This is a genomic window from Bacillus sp. B15-48, from assembly GCF_016879755.1.
Classification (GTDB): Bacteria; Bacillota; Bacilli; order Bacillales; family Cytobacillaceae; genus Mesobacillus_B.
Genome location: NZ_WOFU01000015.1, coordinates 34,400 through 55,557 on the forward strand (window position 1 = coordinate 34,400; position 21,158 = coordinate 55,557).

The following is a 21,158-nucleotide window of genomic DNA, read 5'->3' on the forward strand; positions in this document are numbered from 1 at the left end:
ATCCTAACCCTTTATGACCAATCGAAGTTAGTTTCTAACAATTAAAGGTCCCTTAATAACTTGCATGACATCAGAAGCTGGCAAATCGTTTTCAAGTAATTGAACAATTACTTTCATATAGGGATGAATGTGATGGAAATAATTCTTATACCCTGCACATAAATAATTTAATCCAGGTTCGCCATCATCTGATAATAGGAAACGATGTTTAGGGCATTCACCATGACAGGCAAACCGCACCTCGCAGGTTTGACATTGTTTAGGTAATGTATCTCTTTTCGCGTCACCAAATTGCTTTTGTTGAGGAGAACCCATCATTTTCTTAAGAGAGTCATCGGCGATATTTCCTAGTTTGTATTCCGGATACATAAAATGGTCACATGAGTATATATCGCCTGTATGCTCAATGATCCCGGCATTTCCACACGTTTCTGAAAATAAACAGATTGGAGATGGCAGGCCCAACCAAGAGGAAACGGCCCATTCAAAATTCATGACATGTACCGTACCGACATCATTGCGAACCCATTCATCAAAGATTTCGATAAGGAAATTTCCGTATGCTTCTGCCTCAACCGTCCAGGAAGAAACGGTTTTCTGTGCCTCTGATTCAGTTAACGATGGTGGAGTTGCGTGACGCAAACCTAGTTTAAGCGCCTCTGCATCTGGCAACCTTTCAACTATAGGGATAAATTGAATGTACTTAACCCCTTTTTCTTTAAAATAGCGATAAATCTCTAGCCCACGTGGAGCAGAATCTTTCGTCACACAAGTAAGGACATTATAATTTATATTGTATTTTTGCAAGAGTGATAGTCCATGTAAAACTTGTTCTGATGTCGGCTTTCCTCCTCGGTTAACACGATAATAATCGTGAATATCTGGTGGACCATCGATACTTAAGCCCACAAGAAAATCATGCTTTGCAAGGAACTGACACCATTCTTCATCTAGTAATGTTCCATTTGTTTGCAGGGAGTTTGATATTTTCTTCCCACTAGCATATTTTTTCTGGTATTTTACTACTTTTTTATAAAAATCAAGTCCCATTAAAGTTGGTTCCCCGCCCTGCCAAACAAAGGGGATTTCAGGTACTTTCTGCGATTTTATGTAATTCCGAACAAAGTTTTCCAATGTGGCATCAGACATTTTATAACTTGGTTGTCCAGGGAAAAGCGCTTCTTTTTCTGTGTAAAAACAATAATGACAATCCAAATTACAAAGTGGACCACTTGGTTTGGCTATTATGTGAAAATTATCTTTTCGTTGTTGTAATAAATTCATAGGATCCTCCTGTTTGACAATTGATAGACTTATTAATAGTGAAATGGGTACAAAGGATATTTCTCCTTTGTACCCTTCATTTCCTTTTTACGGAATTGTCACAACGGCTGCTTCTTCAAATTCATAAATGACCTTTTCAATCGAACCTGTATAAGGGAATGTTCCTTGGTTCGCATACTCAGGACTAACTGGGTAAAGCAAATCTTCCCCAATATCTAATCCCTCAAAGGATATTTTAAATGGCAACATTTTAATCGGCGTTTCTCCTACTTTTTCATCGTTGACATACAATGAACCAATTCCTTCATTCTCATCCGTTTTATCAAACTGGAAACGAACCGTTATGTTACCAGTAGGAAGCTTTTTGTCAGAAACGATTTTATAACGAGCAAATGCAGAATTATGTTCATAGACTAATTTATTTCCTTTTATATAGAGTGTATAGCCGCTTTTATCATTCCCAAGTGCCAAAATGACCCCTTTATCGCCTCTATTATATTCCATTGGTATCGTAATTTCATAGGAACGATTAATGGTAAACGGTGTTGCAGATTCGCTTAAGTGCGTCATTTCCGGATAATAGATAAAGGTCTTTCTCGCTCTTAGATTATCCTCAGGTAGATTTGTTAGTGAGTTTAAAAAATGATCCGTGAGCGGAAATACATTGTTTTCCTCTGCTTCTTTCTCCCAGATTTTAATAAGCTTTTGTAATCTCTCAGGTTCCTGATCAGCTAGATTCTTTAATTCAGAAAAGTCTTCATCCACATGATAAAGCTCCCAAACATCGTTCTCAAATGGCTCGCCTTTTTTATGATGGGCAATCGCTTTCCATCCTTCATGATAAATCGTTCGGTTTCCAGTCATTTCAAAATATTGCGTCGTCTTTCTTGGCTCAGCATCTCCATCGTCAAATGTATAAGCAAAGCTTGTCCCGGTAACTGGTAGTTGTTCCACACCCTTTAATGTTTCTGGAGGGTCAATACCTAGAATATCATAAACCGTTGCCGTTATATCACTCACATGAGTAAACTGCGTTCTCACTTCGCCCTTTGCTTCAAACCCTTCTGGCCAATGAACAATCATCGAAGTCCGAATTCCGCCAGCGTAGGTCGTATTTTTCACCATCTTGAATGGGGCGTTACTAACTTGTGCCCAGCCTGCAGGATAATCCGGATTAGTTGATTCCCCACCAATTTCATTCAACTTTTTCTGCACTGTTTCCAAATCTTCTTGCATCGCATTGTAGGCAATAGCTTGATTGGTCGACCCATTCGGACCCCCAGTTGAGCTAGCGCCATTATCAGAAAACAAGACAATCATCGTATTATCCAATTGACCAGTCCTCTCTAATACATCCAGCATTTTCCCTATTTGCTCATCCGTATGAGTTAAAAAGCCAGCATACGTTTCCATAAAACGTGTATAAACTTCCCTCTGCTCTTTAGATAGACTGTCCCATGATTCCACACCAGGGTTAGACGGAGCTAATTCCGCATCTTTAGGAATAATTCCGATTTCCTTTTGTTTCTCAAATCGCTGTTCTCGAACCTTGTCCCAGCCTTCATCATAGACTCCGTCATACATATCAATGTACTCTTTCGGAACCTGATGTGGCATATGTTGAGCACCAAAACCTATATACATAAAGAAGGGATTATCAGGTTGAGTTGAAGCTTGATCAATAATATATTGATTCCCCTTTTCAATAATTGCCTCTGAATAGTGATACTCCTCATCTATTGGAGTAGGAATATGGGTATTATCTTCGACGAGCTCTGGGCGATATTGATCAGAGGAATCTTCTAGATTCCCATAATACCGGTGAAAGCCCTTTCCGAGTGGCCAATTATGGTACGGACCCGCAGGAGTCACTTCTGCAGTTGGTAGAATATGCCACTTTCCTAAGGCGAAATTTGTATAATTATTTTCTGAGAGAACTTCAGCAATCGTTCCAGCCTCAGGGACAAGTTCTCCTCTTCGGTTTGGATGACTTGGACCAAAGTCAAAGTTTGACACATGGCCCATACCGACTGCATGATTGTTTCTCCCTGTTAACAACGATGCCCTTGTAGGGGAACATACTGGAGTAACATGAAAATTATTGTATCGAAGTCCATTCTCTGCTAGTTTGTCAATATTCGGTGTTTTGATTTCCGAACCATATGCTCCTATATCTGAATAGCCAGCGTCATCCAAAACTATGTAGATAATATTCGGTTTTTGCCCTTGAGCATCTTGTTTGATTGACTTATCTGATGTTGTTTTATCCGTATTTAAATCCGCCTTTGCGATGCTCTCCCCTGCAAAATTAGTAGAGCAACCAGCAAGCATAGACATAGCCGTACCAATTACAGTTGCCTTAAAAAGATTCGGAAACTTTGATGTGAACTCACTTTTCATAATCTATTCCTTTCTCCTTTTCTCTTTTTTATTTCAGTCCGCTATTCGTTTTATCGTATTCTGCTTTTAATTCCCCGACTACTTCCGAGATCGACTGGACTTTTTTGATGGTGCCGACTCCATGACCTGCAGACCAAATGTCCTTCCACGCCTTTAGACGTACTCCTTCATTTTCCCTTGACCAGTCAAAACTTTCTTTTTTCAGCACTTTTTCTGGATCAATACCAACTCTTTTCAGACTTGGGAGAAGATAATTGGCATGAATGCCACTAAACGTATCGGTATAAATAATATCTTCGATCGTTGATTCAACAAGTATTTGTTGATATTCCTTATTTGTTAAACTTTCCTCGGTCGCGAGAAATCTTGTTCCCATATAAACAAGATCAGCTCCTAGAATGTTCGCGGCGACAATATCTTTCCCTGTTGAAATTCCTCCGGCAAGAATCGTAATTCCATCCCAAAACTCTTTTACCGCAGAAATAAAAGCAAATGGATTAAACGTCCCTGCATGTCCACCTGCCCCATTGCACACGAGGATTAAACCATCTGTCCCTTTTTCTACTGCTTTCTTAGCATGTACGAGATTGATGACATCAGAAAATACGAGTCCGCCGTAACGATGGACAATCTCAATTACCTCGCTTGGATCGCCAAGAGATGTAATGACGATAGGGGGTTGATATTTTTCAATAAAACCTAAAAATTCCTGATATCGATTATTTGTTCGGTGAACAATGAGATTAACAGCCCATGGGGCGATTTTCCTTACAGAATCAGCATTCTCTGCTTTCGTTCGTTCTTCTGTTATGTACTGCAGCATTTCATCCAAGTCTTCTCGTGTCCGAGCATTTGCTAATGGAAACGAACCGATAATTCCGGCCTCACAGCTGGCAACAACCATTTCGGGACTGGAAACTAAAAACATCGGAGCATTGATAACAGGAAGTTCAAGTTGGGACGTAAGCCATTCTGGAGGTCCCCCTGACATATATAACCATCCTCCTTTTAAAAGATGAATAGAAAAGACGTACAGTCCTAGACACAACTATACGCCTCCTCTCTCTCCAATTCTAAATTTCTATTAAAAAATCGGACTCTACTTTAATGCAATACAAATATTTTTCGCTTCCGAGAAAAATTCAAGGCTATGATGGCCACCTTCACGTCCAACTCCACTTTTCTTCATTCCTCCAAATGGAGCACGAAGATCACGAACAAACCAGCAGTTCACCCAAATCGTACCGGCACGAACCGCATGGGAAATGCGGTGAGCACGCTGGAGGTTTTCTGTCCAAACGACTGCGTTTAAACCATATTCAGTGTCGTTCGCAATTCGCAATGCTTCCTCTTCCGTATCAAACGGAATAATTGTAACAATCGGTCCAAAAATCTCTTCCTGGCAAAGGCGAGACTTCGGATTTTCACTGACATAAACAGTCGGTTCTAAATAATAACCATCTTGTAAATACTCAGGTAAGTCAGGACGCTTTCCACCACAGATTAAAGTGGCCCCTTCTTCTTTGGCAATATCAAGATAACTTGTTACTTTTTTATAGTGCTCTTCACTAACAACTGGACCCATTTTTGTGTCAGCTTCCTTTGGATCACCGACTTTTAGTTCCGTGGCCGCTTTTTTGAATTTCTCCAGAAACTCATCAAAGATTGTCCGTTGGACTAAAATTCTTGAGCCTGCTAGACAAACTTGACCTGAATTCATGAACGCTGCACGAATCGACTCAGGAACGGCCTTCTCAATGTTGGCATCTTCAAACACAATATTCGCCGCTTTCCCGCCCAATTCAAACGAAACCTTTTTGAGCGTATCAGCACCACTTTTCAAAATTCTCTTTCCTGTCACAGTCGAACCTGTGAATGAAATAAGATCGACTTCAGGATGAGTTGTAAGCGCATTTCCTACTACTCCTCCTAGACCGTGAACGACGTTGACGACTCCATCTGGGATTCCCGCCTCTTTCGCGATTTCCCCAAGCAAAGACACAGATAATGGAGTCATTTCTGCTGGCTTGATAACGGCCGTATTTCCGGCAGCTAGACAAGGGCCAAGTTTCCACGTCGTTAACATGAATGGAACATTCCAAGGAGTAATCAGCGCAGCAACACCGACTGGTTCATAACGAGTATAATTTAAATACTCATCTTCCATAGGGTACGTTTCTCCGCCTTGTTGTTCCATAAAATCGGCAAAGAATTTAATGTTGTTTGCTGCTCGTGGCACTAGTTGAAGAGCAGATTGTAATGGTTTTCCTACATCCGCTGCATCTAGGTGCGCAATTTCTTCTTTTCGCTCAAGAATAATTTCAGCCATGCGACGAAGCTTCGCACAGCGCTCCGCTACTGTCATCGTCCGCCATGGGCCATTTTCAAAAGCATCCCTTGCTACACGGCAGGCTCGATCGACATCTGCCTCCGTCGCTTCGCTTACTTTCGCAATGATTTCTTGAGTCGCAGGGTTTTTCACCTCAAAGGTTGCTCTATCGCTCGCTTCCACATATTCACCGTTTATATATAGGCCAACTTCTTTAACTCCTGTTTGGACATTTGTCATTTTGAACCCTCCTTTCTCTTTTTAACAGATTCGCCTGCAATTCCCCAATGCTCTGGTTCTAATTCATTAATCATCACGCGCACACTTTCGATTGGGGCATCCAATACATCTGAAGCTAATTCCGAGACTTCCTTAATAAATTTTTCCTTCTTTTCAGGTGATCTGCCTTTTAAAATATTAACTTGAATAAATGGCATCTAACTTCTCTCCCTTTCACCTATTATTCCGTAAATACAGCCTCAACCGAACCAAGGCCATCAAAGCTTGCCGAAAAGTAGTCACCAGCTTCAATTTTAATGGCAGCCGATAAGGAACCGCTTAAGACAACTTCGCCTGGTTGAATATTTTGCCCAACCTTATATAATCGATTTGCCATCCAAGCAATCGCGCGAGCTGGATGTCCCATTACCGCTGCACCTGCGCCTGTAGCAACAACTTCTCCGTTTTGCTTGAACACCATGCCCATTAATTTCAAATCAAATTGATCGGGCGAGTAAAATCTTTCGCCAATAATAAACCGTGACGAAGATGAATTATCAGCGACCGCATCTGGCAACGTAAAACTAAAACCTTGGAACCTGCTGTCAATGATTTCGAGTGCCGGTGCTACATATTCGGTGGCGGCAAGTACGTCTGCAACCGTCACATGCGGTCCGGTTATTTCTTTATTAAAAACAAAGGCAATTTCAGGCTCAAGTTTTGCATGAATAAATGGTGCTAGCGAAATACGTTCACCTTCAAATAACTGCATGTTTTCAAGCAATACTCCGTAGGAAGGCTCGTGAACACCCATCATTTCTTGCTTTGCCTTACTTGTTAACCCAAGCTTTCGTCCGATTCTTTTTGTGGTTTCTGCCTTACATTTCATCTCGATTAAACGTTCTTGCACTTCATAAGCCAATGCTTCATCCAGTTCTGGATATGCCTCAACAAACTTATTCACTGACTTCTTTTGTTTTTCCGCCTCGTATAGTTCAAGGGCAATTTGATCGATTACATCCGTTTTGATCATGTTTATCACCTGTTTCTATTATTATCGTTTAAAGGAAGCTGTGACTGAACCGATATGAGCGAACTCAGCGGTAAACGTATCTCCATCCTGTACTTCAATTGCACTTGTTAAAGCACCTGAGAGAACGATTTCTCCTGCCTTTAATGCCACATCGTATTTTCCTAAAGAGTTGGCCAACCATGCAACCGAACGCAGAGGATTTCCAAGAACGGCAGCACCAGCGCCAGAATCAATCATTTCTCCATTTCGATACGCAACCATGCCGATATGAGTTAAATCAATTGCATCTAGTTTTGTTGGCTTTCCACCAATCATTGCGGCAGCAGATGAACCATTATCCGCAACGGTATCTTCAAACTTGATCTGCCAATTTCCAATTCGGCTATCAATGATTTCAATCGCTGGAACGATATAATCCGTTGCCTCAACGACATCGAGAATCGAAACATTCGGTCCCTTTAAATCCTTTTTTAAAATAAAAGCAATCTCAAACTCTACTTTTGGTTGAATAAAGTTTTCTAGTGAAATCGTTTCACCTTCGACATACATCATATCCGCCAGTAAATGACCATAATCAGGCTGATTGACACCAAACATGTTTTGAATGGCTTTGCTTGTTGCCCCAATTTTCTTGCCAACAATGATTCCGCCATTATCTACTTTTTTTCTAATAATCTCTAATTGCGTATAGTAAGCTTCATCCACTGTAATCCCAGGATAAGAGACTGTTAGCGGTTCAATGACATTCTTCGTTTCCTCGGCTTCTAATAAGCGACTTGCAGCTTCTTGAACGATACTCACAGCTAATTCCTCCTCTCTTCTCCTAAACTTTTAAACCCTTTTTCTCTGCTAATTCAACAGCTACATCTAAGATCCAGTCTTCCTGGCCAGCAACCGCATTCCTTTTCCCTAATTCCTCCATAATTTCGGATACCCCAACACCAAACTTTTCCGCCGCATGCCTTACATGCAGTAAAAAGCTGTTGTATACTCCGGCATATCCACTAGATAAATTATCACGGTCAATGAGAATTGGAGTCTGCATCAACGGAGCAACGATTTCTTCTGCCGCATCCATTAAAACCGCTAAATTAACCCCAGTATCTAAGTTCATTTTATTTAGAACCGCTACTAGTACTTCAGTTGGAGCATTTCCGGCACCTGCTCCTAGTCCCCTTAATGTCCCGTCAATTTGATCTGCACCAGCTTCAAGCGCTGTTACAGTATTTCCAATCGCTAAGCCAAGATTATTATGAGCATGAAAACCGACTTCAATCGATAAAGCTTCTTTCAGAGCTGAAACTCTTTCGCGAACACCACTTTGAACAAGTGCTCCAGCAGAATCGACCACATAGACGCAATCCGCACCATAAGATTCCATCAGCTTCGCCTGCTCTACAAGCACACTAGCTGGCTGGGAATGAGACATCATTAAAAACCCTACAGCCTCAAGCCCTAATTCCTTCGCTAAGCGGAAATACTGCTCGGTTACATCTGCTTCCGTGCAATGAACAGCGATTCGAATGACCTTAATGCCAAGTTCAGCTGCCTCTCGTAATTCTTTACTCGTTCCAATCCCTGGAACAAATAAGGAAGCAATCTTTGCATTTTTCGCTGTTTCGACGGCCACTTTAATCAAATCTAATTCTGAATGGACAGAGAATCCTTGCTGTATCGTTGATCCATTCAAGCCAGCACCATGGCTGACCTCAATGACAGGTACACCGGCTTCATCTAGACTTTGAACAATCGTTCTTACTGTTTCCGGAGTATAACTATGGCTGACCGCATGATCACCATCTCTTAAGGTTGTATCTGTTAGTCGAGGAATGTTCATCGTGTAACCTCCTTTGTCTCAAGAAAATGTGCAGCGTATGAATCTCCGACTTTATAAGCGGATGCAGTCATAATATCCAAATTCCCGGCATAAGTCGGGAAGAAATCCCCAGCTCCGACAACTTCATTCATGATGACTACCGTTGGCAATCGGCCCCAAGGCGTTTCACGGTAATCTACAAAAGGCGTTCCTTTTAAACGATATCCAGGCACATAGCTAGAAATCTCAGCGGCAATCGACTGAACAGATTCAATTACTGCTTGTTCATCAAATTCACCTTTAACGACGGCATAGACAGAATTTGTCATATTAATGGGTGGTTCGGCAGGATTGAATACCGGAATTGCTCGAGCCGTTTTCGCTCCACCAATCTTTTGAACCGCATTGGCAGTTGTGCGAACAAATTCATCGACATTTTGCCTTGTTCCCGGTCCAATCGACAGACTCGCTGCTGTTGCAATCACTTCGGCATAGTGGACAGGAACGACTCGATTAACTGCATACACAAGTGGCGTTGTTGCTTGCCCTCCACAAGAAATCAAATTGACATTCATCGCATCGAGATGGTCATTTATGTTTACGGTAGGCACAACAAACGGTCCAATCGCTGCCGGTGTCATATCAATCGCTAATTTCCCCTGTTCTCTTAGTGCAGGAGCATTTAGCTTATGGGCTTTTGCACTCGTCGCGTCGAAGACGATTTTAATTTCCGGGTCTTCTAAAATAGCGTCAATTCCGTGATGGCTCGTGCGAATCCCTCTTTCCTTCGCTCTGGAAAGCCCTTCTGAATTTGGGTCAATTCCTGCTACTAAAGCTACTTCCATATTTCCTTCGTTTTTCAACATTTTATACATGAGGTCAGTTCCGATATTTCCTGACCCTAAAATCGCTGCTTTTACTTTTGCCAATCCTTTCACCCCGCTTTTTTTATCTTCGATCAATTATGGCTTTACAACTTTTTCTTCTTCAGCCTCGCGAACCGTACGCGGTGTTCCTTGTGTCCACCAAGATTCAGGGAAGGCAGTTCCAATCCACGTATCGCCATTGCCTGGTACGTCTTCCATCTCCCAAATCACCGGCTTCCATGCTGGGTCGGTAATGATATAGCCAGCATCTCCAAACAATTCAATGCGATTACCACCTGGTTCGATCACATACATACAGAATGCTTGGCTGACTCCATGTTTATTTGGTGGGACTTCAATGCTAATCCCATGATCTTTCATTAAATCAGAAACATCATAAAGGTTTTGCGGAATTCCATACCAATAGCAAAGGTGATGTAATTTCCCTTTTACGAGATTTGGCTCTTGCATGAAAGCAATTTCGTGAACAAGATTGGAAACACTAATCCAGCTTCCAAGAACATTTCCGTTATCCCTAATTTGCTCTCTCAATCGGAAGCCAAGTGTATCTAACATAAAGTCCGTATCTTTGCCAGGATTTGAGGTCATGAGATTAACATGATCTAGGCGACGAACAGGTACGCCACGATCTGGACGTTTTGACGGACGGTTTAATAATTTTGATCTCCGTTCTTCGGATACCTCGTAATATTCTACATCCCATAAAATTTCCATTAAGTGCCCATCTTCTGTTGTGAATTGGTATGCCTTGCCATGACCGATATCGCCATCGATCCATCCTTTTCCTAATCCCGTTTTTTCAATTTCTTCTACTCGGCGCTCGAGAGCTTGTGGAGAAGTTGCGCGCCATGCGACATGACCTAATCCTGCTTGTGCGGATTCCGTAATTTTCAACGTATTATGGTAAAAGTCTTCATAAGCCCGAAGGTAAACAGAGTTTCCAGAACGAGCAGTAACTTCCATTCCGAGAAAGCGTGTAAAAAATTCCACTGACTGTTCAAGTTTTGGAGAAAGTATTTCCACGTGAGCTAATTGTGCTACATCAAAAATTGGTTCTTTAAAATTCATCATTCTTATTCCTCCCTAATTTTCATGTTTCGTTTTATTTTTTTAAAATATAAATAACAATATTGACGAACTGTACTTACAAGTGATACCGTTTTCATAGACTGGTATCTAAATTTTATAAATTATCTAAAATCTATTGCATATTCTTATTTTATAAGGATTAAAGTATTCTTTCAATCGAACTGTCCCGTTATAAGGGACATTTTAATAATTTTTTTAATAATTTTAAATTATTGTAATATTTTTAAATGAAATGGAGGAAACTATGATACAAGAACAAGATAAGCTACTTTCTTCAGTGAAAAATGCGCTTAGAGTTTTACGTGCGTTTAAAATGAATCAACCACAAAAGGGGGTACGTGAGCTTGCTTCTGAGCTCGAGCTAGGAAAAAGCAGTGTCCAAAGAATTCTTACTACACTTGCATCCGAGGGATTGGTCAAAAAAAATAGTGAAACAAACAAATATGAATTAGGTTTATCTGTAGTAGAATTAAGTTCCATTTTCCTTAGCGGCATCGATCTACATACCGAATCGCTTCCAATCCTTACAAATCTCGCAAATAAATGCGGAGAAACAGCCCATATTGCCATCTTAGAGGAAAACAATGTTGTCTACTTAGGCAAAGCAGAAGGGAAAGACGCTAAGAAAATAGAATCACATATAGGATTGCAAAATTATACTCACTGCACGAGTTCGGGAAAACTCCTGCTTGCTCATAGCGGCAGCTACTTTGTAAATCTTGTGATTCAAAATGGGCTCGATTCACTAACACCACAAACAATTACTGACCCAGAAATTTTCCGCCAAGAGTTAGACACAATCCTAAAGCAAGGATACTCAGTAAGCAGGGGCGAATTTAAACTAGGTCGAACCTCCGTGTCTGCACCAATAAGGGACCATACAGGGAAAGTCATTGCCGCTATTAATCTAGTTGGACCTAGTTCGCGTTTCTCGAATCCACGGATTACCTATTTCGCTAGCGAACTCATTCGCTCAGGTGAACTGATTTCTGAGAGACTAGGCTACTGGAAAAGGTGAAGTTCAATATCAAAAATTCGCTCATAGATTCACTAATGTTAAACTAGTAAAACTATGTTTGCGATTCACTTCAGTCAAACATTCTTTCGGCAGGCGTTTCTGCCAACAAACTCGAATCGTTTCCCCTTGTTCAAAGGGGAAGCTTTGCTTATGATATAAAAGGAATTTAATTTTCCCATTTCCCACTAAAGCTGGATACTTTGTTGTCAGCTGTTGATTTGTGACAGTTACTTCATAAAAGCCTGGGGCTGGAAGTAAGTAATATGGATGGATCATCATCATCGCATCTTGATTCGTTACACGAACTTTTCCTTCTATTTGATAAAAATCACCGAGGTATTGTGGAATTTTCTCAATTTCACCTGTTAAGATTAAATTTCGAATCAAGGTGGAACTAATTTTTTCTCCTTCATACTCTTGTTTTTTGACTTTGAACCCTTCAATCTTTCCTTCCGAATCATCTTTGATTCGATCCATATTTCCTTCTCCTCTATGCCCATATGTAAAATCAAAACCGGCCACAACCTGTTTTGCCCCAAAATCGAGAAGATAATTTTGAACAAATTCTTTTGGGGATAGGGCGGCAAATTCAGCGTCGAACTGAATTAGGAAAAAACAATCCGCCCCAAGTTTTTCAAATATTTTTTGTTTCTCTGCAATTGGCATGAGATAAGGAACGCTTTTCTTTCCATTTATAAGAACTTCCTTCGGATGGGGAAAAAAACTCATTATTTTTAAAGGGAGCCCTCTCAGATCCGCCTGTTTTTTCGCCTCTTTTATCACCTGTTGATGCCCTAAATGTACCCCATCAAAAAACCCTAGAGCGATCACACATGGTTTTGCTTTTAAAAGAGTTTGTCTGCGATTAGTGCTCGTCACATGAATGAATTCCAAGATAGCTCCCTCCCTCGATGAACGATCTGTTTTTTCTTAAGCTATTTCATCAATTTATTAAAAATTTAGTTTTTAGAAATCACTTTAACCGTTAAGATTTAACTACTTCATCAGATTTAACAGCTGTTCTTGGTGTTCCTTGCGTCCACCATGATTCTGGGAAAGCCGTTCCAATCCAAGTATCACCGTTTCCAGGGACATCCTTCATCTCCCAAACGACTGGTTTCCAAGCTGGATCCGAGATGATATAACCTGCATCGCCGAACAATTCAATGCGATTTCCGCCTGGTTCGATTACATACATACAAAACGCTTGAGAAACTCCATGCTTATTCGGCGGAACTTCAACTTCAATTTCATGGTCTTTCAGCAAATCTGCAACATCATAAAGATTTTGTGGGATTCCATACCAGTAGCATAGATGATGTAATTTCCCTTTTACGCGGTTTGGTTCTTGCATGAAAGCAATTTCGTGAACAAGATTGGAAACACTGATCCAGCTTCCAAGAACATTTCCGTTATCCCTAATTTGCTCTCTTAATCGGAAGCCAAGTGTATCTAACATAAAGTCCGTATCTTTGCCAGGGTTTGAAGTCATGAGATTAATATGATCTAGGCGACGAACAGGTACGCCACGATCTGGACGTTTTGAAGGACGATTTAATAGTTTTGACCTTTGTTCTTCTTGAGTGTGGTAGTATTCTACCTCCCAAAGGATTTCCATTAAGTGACCATCCGTTGTCGTGAATTGGTACGCTTTTCCATGACCAATATCCCCATCGATCCAGCCGATTCCAAAGCCTGATTTTTCAATTTCTGCAACGCGACGCTCAAGAGCTTGAGGAGAAGTCGCACGCCAAGCGACATGCCCTAGTCCCGCTTCGTTTGCCTCAGTAATTTTTAACGTATTATGATAAAAATCTTCGTAAGCGCGGAGATAGACAGAGTTTTCAGATCTAGCCGTTACTTCCATTCCTAGAAATCTTGTGAAAAATTCGACCGACTTTTCAAGTTTAGGTGAAAGAATCTCCACATGTGCAAGCTGTGCAACATCAAAAATTGGTTCTTTGTATGAGTTCATTAGTATATCCCCCTGTTTTTTAAGTTAATATTGTAGGTTTATTTATAATTCTGAGGTCATGACATGATGGTTTCAACCATCATGTCATCCACCTCATTTGTTTTTAGGAGTTAACAGTTTCTACTTCCGCCCATGTTTTGTTCGTCCAGCCATTTAAGTCATAATCGTTTAATGCTGAATCAGCAAATGCTTTGTATCGATCGGCTGCACCGACTGCCTCAGCTTGGAACAAGGCTTCCATTCGAATATTTTCATGATTGCCTGCATAATTGACTTCATAAAGCTCATGCCGTCCGCCAAATTCTGATCCAATCGTATCCCAAACCATTTTTAATAATTTCACTTTATCTTCAGCATCGATACCTGTTCCTCGGTAATACTGATCCAAATACGGCTTTATTTCCGGGTTGAGAAAATCTTTCGCACTAGATGGTAACTGAATCAAACCACCGGCAACTACCTGTTCAAAAATCCCTTTCACTCGAACCCAGCTCGATGGTGCTAATGCCCGATAAGCCGCACTAGAGGCACCATTTGGAATAGCGAGACCATTTGGTCCAATATCCGGATCGGTTGCCATCGCTGTAGACAATCCCCAGAACATATTCCTTATTGCGACAACTTCACCAATCTGGGCCTGCACACCTCTAAAGTTCTTTGTTCCAGCTGCTTCTGTTGCTTTTAATAGTAGTCCTGTCATGAAGTCCAGCTTAACAGCAAGACGAGTACAACCATGGAATGTAAAACGGTTAACGAAGCCACTTTCAGGTACAAAATTATTTGATATTCTAATATTTTTGTAGCAAAGAACATCTTCCCACGGAATAAACACATTATCTAAAACAATGACAGCATCATTTTCATCAAAACGACTTGATAGCGGATAATCGAATGGTGTTCCAGTTGTTGCAGCTTGAAGCTCGTAAGATTGGCGGCTAATCATTTTCACCCCTGGTGCATTCATTGGCACAAAAAAGATTAACGCATGGCTATGATCCCCATCTCCTAAATCGATTGTTCCATAGTTGGCAACAAAGTTATAATGGGTTAACGCTGCAGCCGTCCCAACCATCTTGGCACCGCTTACAATAATACCATCATCTCTTTCAGCAACAGCACGAACGAAAACATCTTTATTTTCATGAAGTGGTTTTGAGCGATCAACTTGTGGATTGATGACAGTATGGTTAACGAAAGGAAGCTCTTTAGCCGCTTTCCTGTACCATGCTTTCGCGTTGTCCTCAAATCCTTCATAGTAGGGAGCAAGCCCATCTAAATGACCAATAAACGAAGCTTTATAATCAGGAGTGCGACCCATAAATCCATAATTAAGCTTAGACCATTCAGCAATCGCATCTCTTGCACCCAATAGGTCTTGTGAACTTTTAGGAGTGATAAAAAATTTATGTGTTCGATCTCCATATTCATTTTCAGCAGTTAAAATATCACGTGTCGCTGGATCGTGAAGAGCGTCATACATTCTCGCATACGAGCGTGCAGAGTTACGATATGCCGGATGTGTCGTTACATCATCAATCTTTTCTCCATTTAAATAGACAACTCTTCCATCATTTAGACTCTCCAAATATTCTTTACCTGTGTACATTTTTCCAACTCCATTCTTTAATTTATGAATATTTTAACTATTAACTTTATAATAATTTATCTGAAAATTCTTAACAACGGCACCGACTGACAGAAATTAAAAGAAAAACTACTATTTTGTGTTAGTTTATTAAAATAATAAAAACAGACAACCATTTAGCTATCGGTTATCTGTTCCTTCATGCGGTGAACTTAGGCGCATTTGCACTTAAACCATCCCATGCGCCCGCTCCATTTTACACCTTATCATTTATTTTGTGGATCACATATAGTCTAATTGAAATTTCTTCATTCGATCATGGTCAACTATTTTTAACGCTTTTAAAGCCATCATTAACTGAAATTGTCGTTGCGGATCACGCAAGTCGCAGCTAAGTAAATCGGTAATTTTGTTGAGTCGATAGCGGAGGCCACTTTTCGATAGAGCAAGATTTTCAGCGGTTTGATCCAAGTTTCCTCCTTGCTCAAGGAAATGATACAGTGTTTCAAGCATCTCAAATTTATTTTGATCAACATCTTCATATAGAACTCCCAACTGGTCACGAATCATTTTCCGAATTACTTGTTTATTTTGCTCATTAATCAAAATCCCTAGCATACCTAAGTCACTAAAAAGTGTGATTGGTTTATCTCTAGAAGAGATTCTTACAGCTGAGCGCGCTTCATCCACCGCAACTCCAGCCTCTAGGATGTCAGAGTTTTGCGAACTAATTCCTGCAAAAAACAACGCATTATTCACTTCTTTCTTTAAAAAGGAGAGTAATGCCTGAATTGTTTTCCCGATGTTTTCCTGACCGACCTGCTTTTCCGTAATGAGAAGAATCAAGCAATCGAGTTGCTGTCCAATTAAAACATTGAGATTTTTTTCTTTCCGAAAGAATGTAGATACAGCCTCAAATGTTTTGTTATGAAGCGTAAAAGCTTTTTCATCACAACGATTCAAAAACTCGTAAGTAAGGGCAATAATATGATACTGATCAGAGAGATCGAGCTGAATAAAATCAGCTTTTCTCATAATCTCTTGATTTGTGTATTTGCCGCTAACAATTTCTTCAAGAAAATGTCCTTTTACTTGTTCCATCGATTCAACTTCTGTTTTTTCTTTTAGAAATAACAATGAACAAATCGAGGCTAAACGATCGAGAATCATTGAGTCAACCCCATAATTTGGAATTCTCTTGTTTTCATATAAGAAGGAACATGTTCCTACATGCTGTTCTAATAGATAAATAGGTGTTTGCAGTCTAGTCCCATTTTCAAATGAATGAACTCGCACTTTCGAGTGGCATTGCTTTTTGCCTGGCGATTCGGTGAAGGCTTCTCTAATTGATTCATAGTCTTCTAGTGAAATCCCAATCGACGTGATGACATGTTGCCGACTATCTTCAACAACGATTGGCAACTGAATTTGTTTATATAAAGTGTTAAGAATTGAATTGAGACTATTGCCTTTAAGCAATTCATTTGTCAGCTCATTATACGTTTTTGATACATGTGCAAGATTATTTCTCTCTAACATTAACTTTTCGTGTGCCTGCTCCAGTTCCCTAAGAATTGGTAACTCTTTACTATAGGAGAAGAATTCCTCCGCCTCTTCTTTCCACTCAGAAATCAGCCTCCCTTCCCAGATACAACACGGAGCTCCTTGTCCTTGACATTGCAACTCTTTAAAAAAGACATCAACTCCAACGACAGCAGTCGTATATCCTGACGCATAACCAGTTAAGGTATAACAAACAGGTCCATCGCTGACGCCGAAATTTTGTAGATATTGCTCCGCTTCATATGAATTCTCCCAAGTTCCTTTGAAGCGAAGCGATTTGATTTTGTTCTCACTCACTTTGATTTCCTTTTCGGTAATTCGGGATCTCACATGTCCTTTTAAGGCATGAATAATCGGCCCATAATCGATTTTTTCCTCCAAACTTAAAGATTCATTTTTCGCCACCTCTCGACCATCATCGAAACCTAATTGATACCCATATTTAAAGAAAAAAGTTTTCATCCGATTAATCCCAATATTCTCAATTAAATCCTGCTGCATCGCCCCAAAAGCACGTGTCGTTACAAATACGGATCTTTCATTATTAGCAAATAATAACTCATCCTCTTGACGAATATGTAATAAGTCATTTAACTTAAAAGTGTTCATCTGGTTGCTCCTCTTCTACAGAAATTAAAGAGATTTATTAGCATAAATTTTCAGTTAAATCTTCAAATAATGAATCAGTAAAGGCTTTTTCTTGTTCCTTCAATAATAATTGTATACTTATTTCATTAATAAGGACATGATAAACGCGAAGATGATATGATAAACATATGGAAATAAAAGATTGATATCAATACAAAAATAGTGAATAGTGTTTTTGTGAAAAAATGTTTAAACCACCACAAAAGTAGAGCGTTTTCAATTAACCCCCAAGTTTCTGTCTACGCATAACTTAAACAGAGCTTTTACTGTCCCCCTATTCTTCCGAGTCGCGATATCCGTTTGGATGGTTCTGATGCCAATTCCAAGCTTCTTCGATGATCTGATGAATCGACGTTCGCTTAGGTTCCCAACCGAGAACTTCCTTTGCTTTTGCAGACGAAGCAATTAACCGACTTGGGTCTCCTTCCCTTCTTGCCACAATCTTAGCAGGGATTTCATGACTGGTCACCTGTCTTGCCGCATCGACAATTTCTTTAACGGAAAATCCTTGATTTGAGCCAAGATTGAAAATATTGCTTTCCCCGCCGTCTTGCAAATAACGAAGTGCGAGAATATGAGCAGCTATTAAATCTTCAACATGGATATAGTCACGGATGCACGTCCCATCCTCCGTCTCATAATCATCCCCAAAGATGGAAATAAACTCACGCTGCGCTAACGCCACCTGCAGTACAACTGGAATTAAATGTGTTTCTGGATGATGGTCCTCACCAATTTCGCCAGTTGATCGGGCGCCAGCAACATTAAAATAACGCAATGATACATATTTGATTCCGTGGGCAATATCACACCACTTCATCATTTTTTCCATCGTCAGTTTTGTTTCCCCGTAAGCATTCGTTGGAACGGTTGGCATCTCTTCAGTGATTGGCATCACTTTTTGCTCTCCATAGGTAGCTGCCGTTGACGAAAAGACAATGTGTTTAACACTGAATTCATTCATAACATCTAAAAGAACCTCTGTTCCGTAAACATTATTATCAAAATATTTAAGAGGGTTCGTCATTGATTCACCAACTAATGAACTCGCCGCGAAATGCAGTACGCCATCAATGGTTTCTTTGCTAAATACTTCTTGCAAAAATTCCTTATTTCGAATATCTCCTATATAAAAGGCTGCACTTGGATGAATGGCTTTTTCATGTCCTGTTAGTAAGTTATCCACGACAACAACATTATACCCTTGTTCAATTAACTGATAAACCGCATGGGAACCAATATATCCTGCACCGCCAAGAACAAGAATACTCATACTAATGCCTCCTAAAATGATTTCTTCATTCCTTCACCAATACTTGCATCGTGAAGGGTTTAATCGGGATGTTTTTAATGCTTTATTCTCCCTCAAAATTAACTATTTCGACACTTTTCACCAATTTCCTCCTAAAAAAACTTAGATCCTTTTTGAAGATTATAGCACTTAAGTAGGGAATGACTTGCGAACCACTTATTTATGTATGAATCACGTTCGTTAAACAAATCATAAACAAGGGTTTTAATCCAGATCGGACAGTACGAATCATGATGGGTTAGAGCTTTAATTTATTTATAAGGGGAGTGTTTTTATGCCATTTGGCGCACATGAAGCAATGGAAGTACATGAGGTCCTTTCAGAAAAAATCAATATGATTAGCCATTTTAATATTTATGCACAGCAAACTCAAAACCAACAGTTAATGGAAATGATTAACCGTCACCAACAAGAAGAAATTAACTCTTACGATGCTATTGTTGCTTACACGCACGATTATACCCAGTTTACGCCGATTCCACCTAATACAAGTGTAAGTCAAGTAACACCAGACCAAATTCAATACGGACTGAACGACCCAACGATGATCGCTCCTGAAACCAATGCCGTACTAAATGATTATGAAGTTGCGATGGCGATGCTACACTGTCATAAAAATGCTGCAGCAAATGGGGTAAAAGCAGCATTGGAAATTGCCGACCCTAATCTGCGACAAATGCTAACGAATGGGGCAATCAACTGCATCAATCAAGCTTATGAAGTGTTTTTATTCATGAATGAACAAGGTTTGTATCAGGTTCCTGAGTTGAAAGACCATACTGCTAAAACATTTCTTCATAGCTACCAGCCATCGGGTGAATCATTAAAAGCACAATATACAATGCAGCCCGGACAAAATCAAGGACAAGATAATCCTATGAAGACTTACATGCAAAGCAACCAAATGGGTTCACAACAAAAAGGATTTATGCCTTATGGCCAAGCTCAACACGGAACAGGAGCACAGATGGGTGCACAAAGTCAAAACATGACATCCGCAAGCGGAATGGCAAAGGGACAACCAATGAATAACCCTTACCAACAACGTATGACCATGGGTAAAACAGGACAAATGGGGAATACAGGGATGAATCCAGTTTATCAGAACAATCCCCCGTATCAAGGAAACCAAAATTTTAATCATTAATTAGTAAATCAGTTAAAATAGAAAAAAACAAAAAAACGGTCAGTCCCCTAGACGGAGGGCTGACCCAAAAAAGAAAAAGAACAGGATTTTCATAACGGGTTCCGTTTCCTATCGTAAAACGTCAATTTGCACAGGAAAATGTAATCCTTTTTACACTATAAAATGTAGGGCAATTTGTAAGTCTAGAGAGATTAAAAATAAATAGTAAAGGTTTATACCTTGCTATTTTGATTTTAATGCTAATTCTTCAGATTGAGAATTTTACTCATTAAGATGTTTACAAACCATTTTCACCTTCTCCATATCGGTTTTTGTGTAGGTTTGAGAATTAATAGGCGGAGAATTTCCTGCTAATGTAGATAGGGGAAGCTTAAGAAGCGGAAATAAGCGGAGATATTCCGCTTAACGGCTCAAAATATGACAAAATCCAAAGATTTGGATAGGATAAACGGAAAAACTCCCCTTATTTTTAAGGAAATATGAGTATTTCCCAGTTTAGACGGAATTATTCCGTTTATTTTTCAGACGCAGTGAGGTCAACATTCAGTTAAGACAGCCTCTTTATATCAAAAAAAATAGACCTCCAAATTACAATACAATTTGGAGGTCATTTTAATATTTGCGGTAGTTAACGGAACCCGTTACTATTTTCAGCTGTTCATTTATAGGTGCCTGGCAACGTCCTACTCTCACAGGGGGAATCCCCCAACTACCATCGGCGCTGAGAAGCTTAACTTCCGTGTTCGGCATGGGAACGGGTGTGACCTTCTCGCTATCGCCACCAGACTATTTTTAAAGACAATTACTATTATAATATCTTTTGTCTTTTTTTCAAGAGGAAATTTTTGTTCCC

17 protein-coding genes and 1 rRNA gene are annotated in these 21,158 nt (G+C 40.0%); 2 read left to right on the forward strand and 16 right to left on the reverse strand.

Annotated elements, in window-relative coordinates; genetic code table 11:
• Nucleotides 1-27 precede the first annotated feature (27 nt).
• From GNT69_RS23360 to GNT69_RS23405, 10 genes are all read right to left on the reverse strand, one after another.
• The gene (locus GNT69_RS23360) at nucleotides 28-1,284 is read right to left on the reverse strand and encodes an anaerobic sulfatase maturase (RefSeq protein ID WP_203557399.1); all 1,257 of its coding nucleotides are present in this window, start codon (nucleotides 1,282-1,284) and stop codon (nucleotides 28-30) included.
• A gap of 87 nt (nucleotides 1,285-1,371) precedes the next feature.
• On the reverse strand, nucleotides 1,372-3,684 hold the full coding sequence (locus GNT69_RS23365; RefSeq protein ID WP_203557400.1) for an arylsulfatase: 2,313 nt from the start codon (nucleotides 3,682-3,684) through the stop codon (nucleotides 1,372-1,374).
• Nucleotides 3,685-3,712: 28 nt separating this feature from the next.
• Entirely contained in the window at nucleotides 3,713-4,675 is a 963-nt protein-coding gene (locus tag GNT69_RS23370) for an NAD(P)H-dependent flavin oxidoreductase (RefSeq protein ID WP_203557401.1), read from the reverse strand.
• Nucleotides 4,676-4,783: 108 nt separating this feature from the next.
• Nucleotides 4,784-6,253: an aldehyde dehydrogenase gene (locus tag GNT69_RS23375; RefSeq protein WP_203557402.1), complete on the reverse strand. Its 1,470-nt coding sequence runs from the start codon at nucleotides 6,251-6,253 to the stop codon at nucleotides 4,784-4,786.
• Nucleotides 6,250-6,450, reverse strand: coding sequence for a tautomerase family protein (locus GNT69_RS23380; RefSeq protein ID WP_203557403.1), 201 nt, complete (start codon nucleotides 6,448-6,450; stop codon nucleotides 6,250-6,252). Before GNT69_RS23380 ends, GNT69_RS23375 begins: the two co-directional genes overlap by 4 nt.
• 23 nt (nucleotides 6,451-6,473) lie before the next feature.
• The gene (locus tag GNT69_RS23385; RefSeq protein WP_203557404.1) at nucleotides 6,474-7,265 is read right to left on the reverse strand and encodes a 2-keto-4-pentenoate hydratase; all 792 of its coding nucleotides are present in this window, start codon (nucleotides 7,263-7,265) and stop codon (nucleotides 6,474-6,476) included.
• A gap of 21 nt (nucleotides 7,266-7,286) precedes the next feature.
• Complete coding sequence (locus tag GNT69_RS23390) at nucleotides 7,287-8,066, reverse strand: fumarylacetoacetate hydrolase family protein (protein ID WP_203557405.1); 780 nt, start codon at nucleotides 8,064-8,066, stop codon at nucleotides 7,287-7,289.
• 22 nt (nucleotides 8,067-8,088) lie between these two features.
• A complete protein-coding gene (gene dmpG / locus GNT69_RS23395) occupies nucleotides 8,089-9,102 on the reverse strand; it encodes a 4-hydroxy-2-oxovalerate aldolase (RefSeq protein ID WP_203557406.1) in 1,014 nt (337 codons plus the stop codon).
• Nucleotides 9,099-10,010: an acetaldehyde dehydrogenase (acetylating) gene (locus GNT69_RS23400; RefSeq protein ID WP_203557407.1), complete on the reverse strand. Its 912-nt coding sequence runs from the start codon at nucleotides 10,008-10,010 to the stop codon at nucleotides 9,099-9,101. Before GNT69_RS23400 ends, dmpG begins: the two co-directional genes overlap by 4 nt.
• Nucleotides 10,011-10,043: 33 nt before the next feature.
• Entirely contained in the window at nucleotides 10,044-11,039 is a 996-nt protein-coding gene (locus GNT69_RS23405; RefSeq protein ID WP_239094438.1) for a catechol 2,3-dioxygenase, read from the reverse strand.
• A 262-nt stretch (nucleotides 11,040-11,301) separates the two neighbouring features.
• Here GNT69_RS23405 and GNT69_RS23410 point away from each other — a divergent pair, with 262 nt between their 5' ends.
• Nucleotides 11,302-12,075, forward strand: a complete 774-nt coding sequence (locus GNT69_RS23410) for an IclR family transcriptional regulator (protein ID WP_203557408.1) — start codon at nucleotides 11,302-11,304, stop codon at nucleotides 12,073-12,075.
• Nucleotides 12,076-12,096: 21 nt separating this feature from the next.
• Here the strand turns inward: GNT69_RS23410 and GNT69_RS23415 are convergent, their stop codons facing one another.
• The 5 genes from GNT69_RS23415 to galE all read right to left on the reverse strand — a co-directional run bounded on the left by GNT69_RS23415 (nucleotide 12,097) and on the right by galE (nucleotide 19,119).
• Nucleotides 12,097-12,969 carry an FAD synthetase family protein gene (locus tag GNT69_RS23415; protein ID WP_203557409.1) on the reverse strand — a complete coding sequence of 291 codons (873 nt, stop codon included), beginning with the start codon at nucleotides 12,967-12,969 and terminating at the stop codon, nucleotides 12,097-12,099.
• A 91-nt stretch (nucleotides 12,970-13,060) separates the two neighbouring features.
• Nucleotides 13,061-14,050, reverse strand: a complete 990-nt coding sequence (locus GNT69_RS23420) for a catechol 2,3-dioxygenase (protein ID WP_203557410.1) — start codon at nucleotides 14,048-14,050, stop codon at nucleotides 13,061-13,063.
• Nucleotides 14,051-14,153: 103 nt separating this feature from the next.
• Nucleotides 14,154-15,656, reverse strand: a complete 1,503-nt coding sequence (locus tag GNT69_RS23425; protein ID WP_203557411.1) for a 4-hydroxyphenylacetate 3-hydroxylase family protein — start codon at nucleotides 15,654-15,656, stop codon at nucleotides 14,154-14,156.
• A gap of 261 nt (nucleotides 15,657-15,917) precedes the next feature.
• On the reverse strand, nucleotides 15,918-17,807 hold the full coding sequence (locus tag GNT69_RS23430) for a helix-turn-helix domain-containing protein (RefSeq protein ID WP_203557412.1): 1,890 nt from the start codon (nucleotides 17,805-17,807) through the stop codon (nucleotides 15,918-15,920).
• 313 nt (nucleotides 17,808-18,120) lie between these two features.
• A complete protein-coding gene (gene galE / locus GNT69_RS23435; RefSeq protein WP_203557413.1) occupies nucleotides 18,121-19,119 on the reverse strand; it encodes a UDP-glucose 4-epimerase GalE in 999 nt (332 codons plus the stop codon).
• Between the two features lie 313 nt (nucleotides 19,120-19,432).
• Here galE and GNT69_RS23440 point away from each other — a divergent pair, with 313 nt between their 5' ends.
• Nucleotides 19,433-20,305, forward strand: coding sequence for a spore coat protein (locus GNT69_RS23440; protein ID WP_203557414.1), 873 nt, complete (start codon nucleotides 19,433-19,435; stop codon nucleotides 20,303-20,305).
• A 670-nt stretch (nucleotides 20,306-20,975) separates the two neighbouring features.
• On the opposite strand, the gene rrf is transcribed toward GNT69_RS23440, so the two are convergent.
• Nucleotides 20,976-21,091: ribosomal RNA gene (gene rrf / locus GNT69_RS23445) — 5S ribosomal RNA — on the reverse strand.
• Nucleotides 21,092-21,158: the final 67 nt, after the last annotated feature.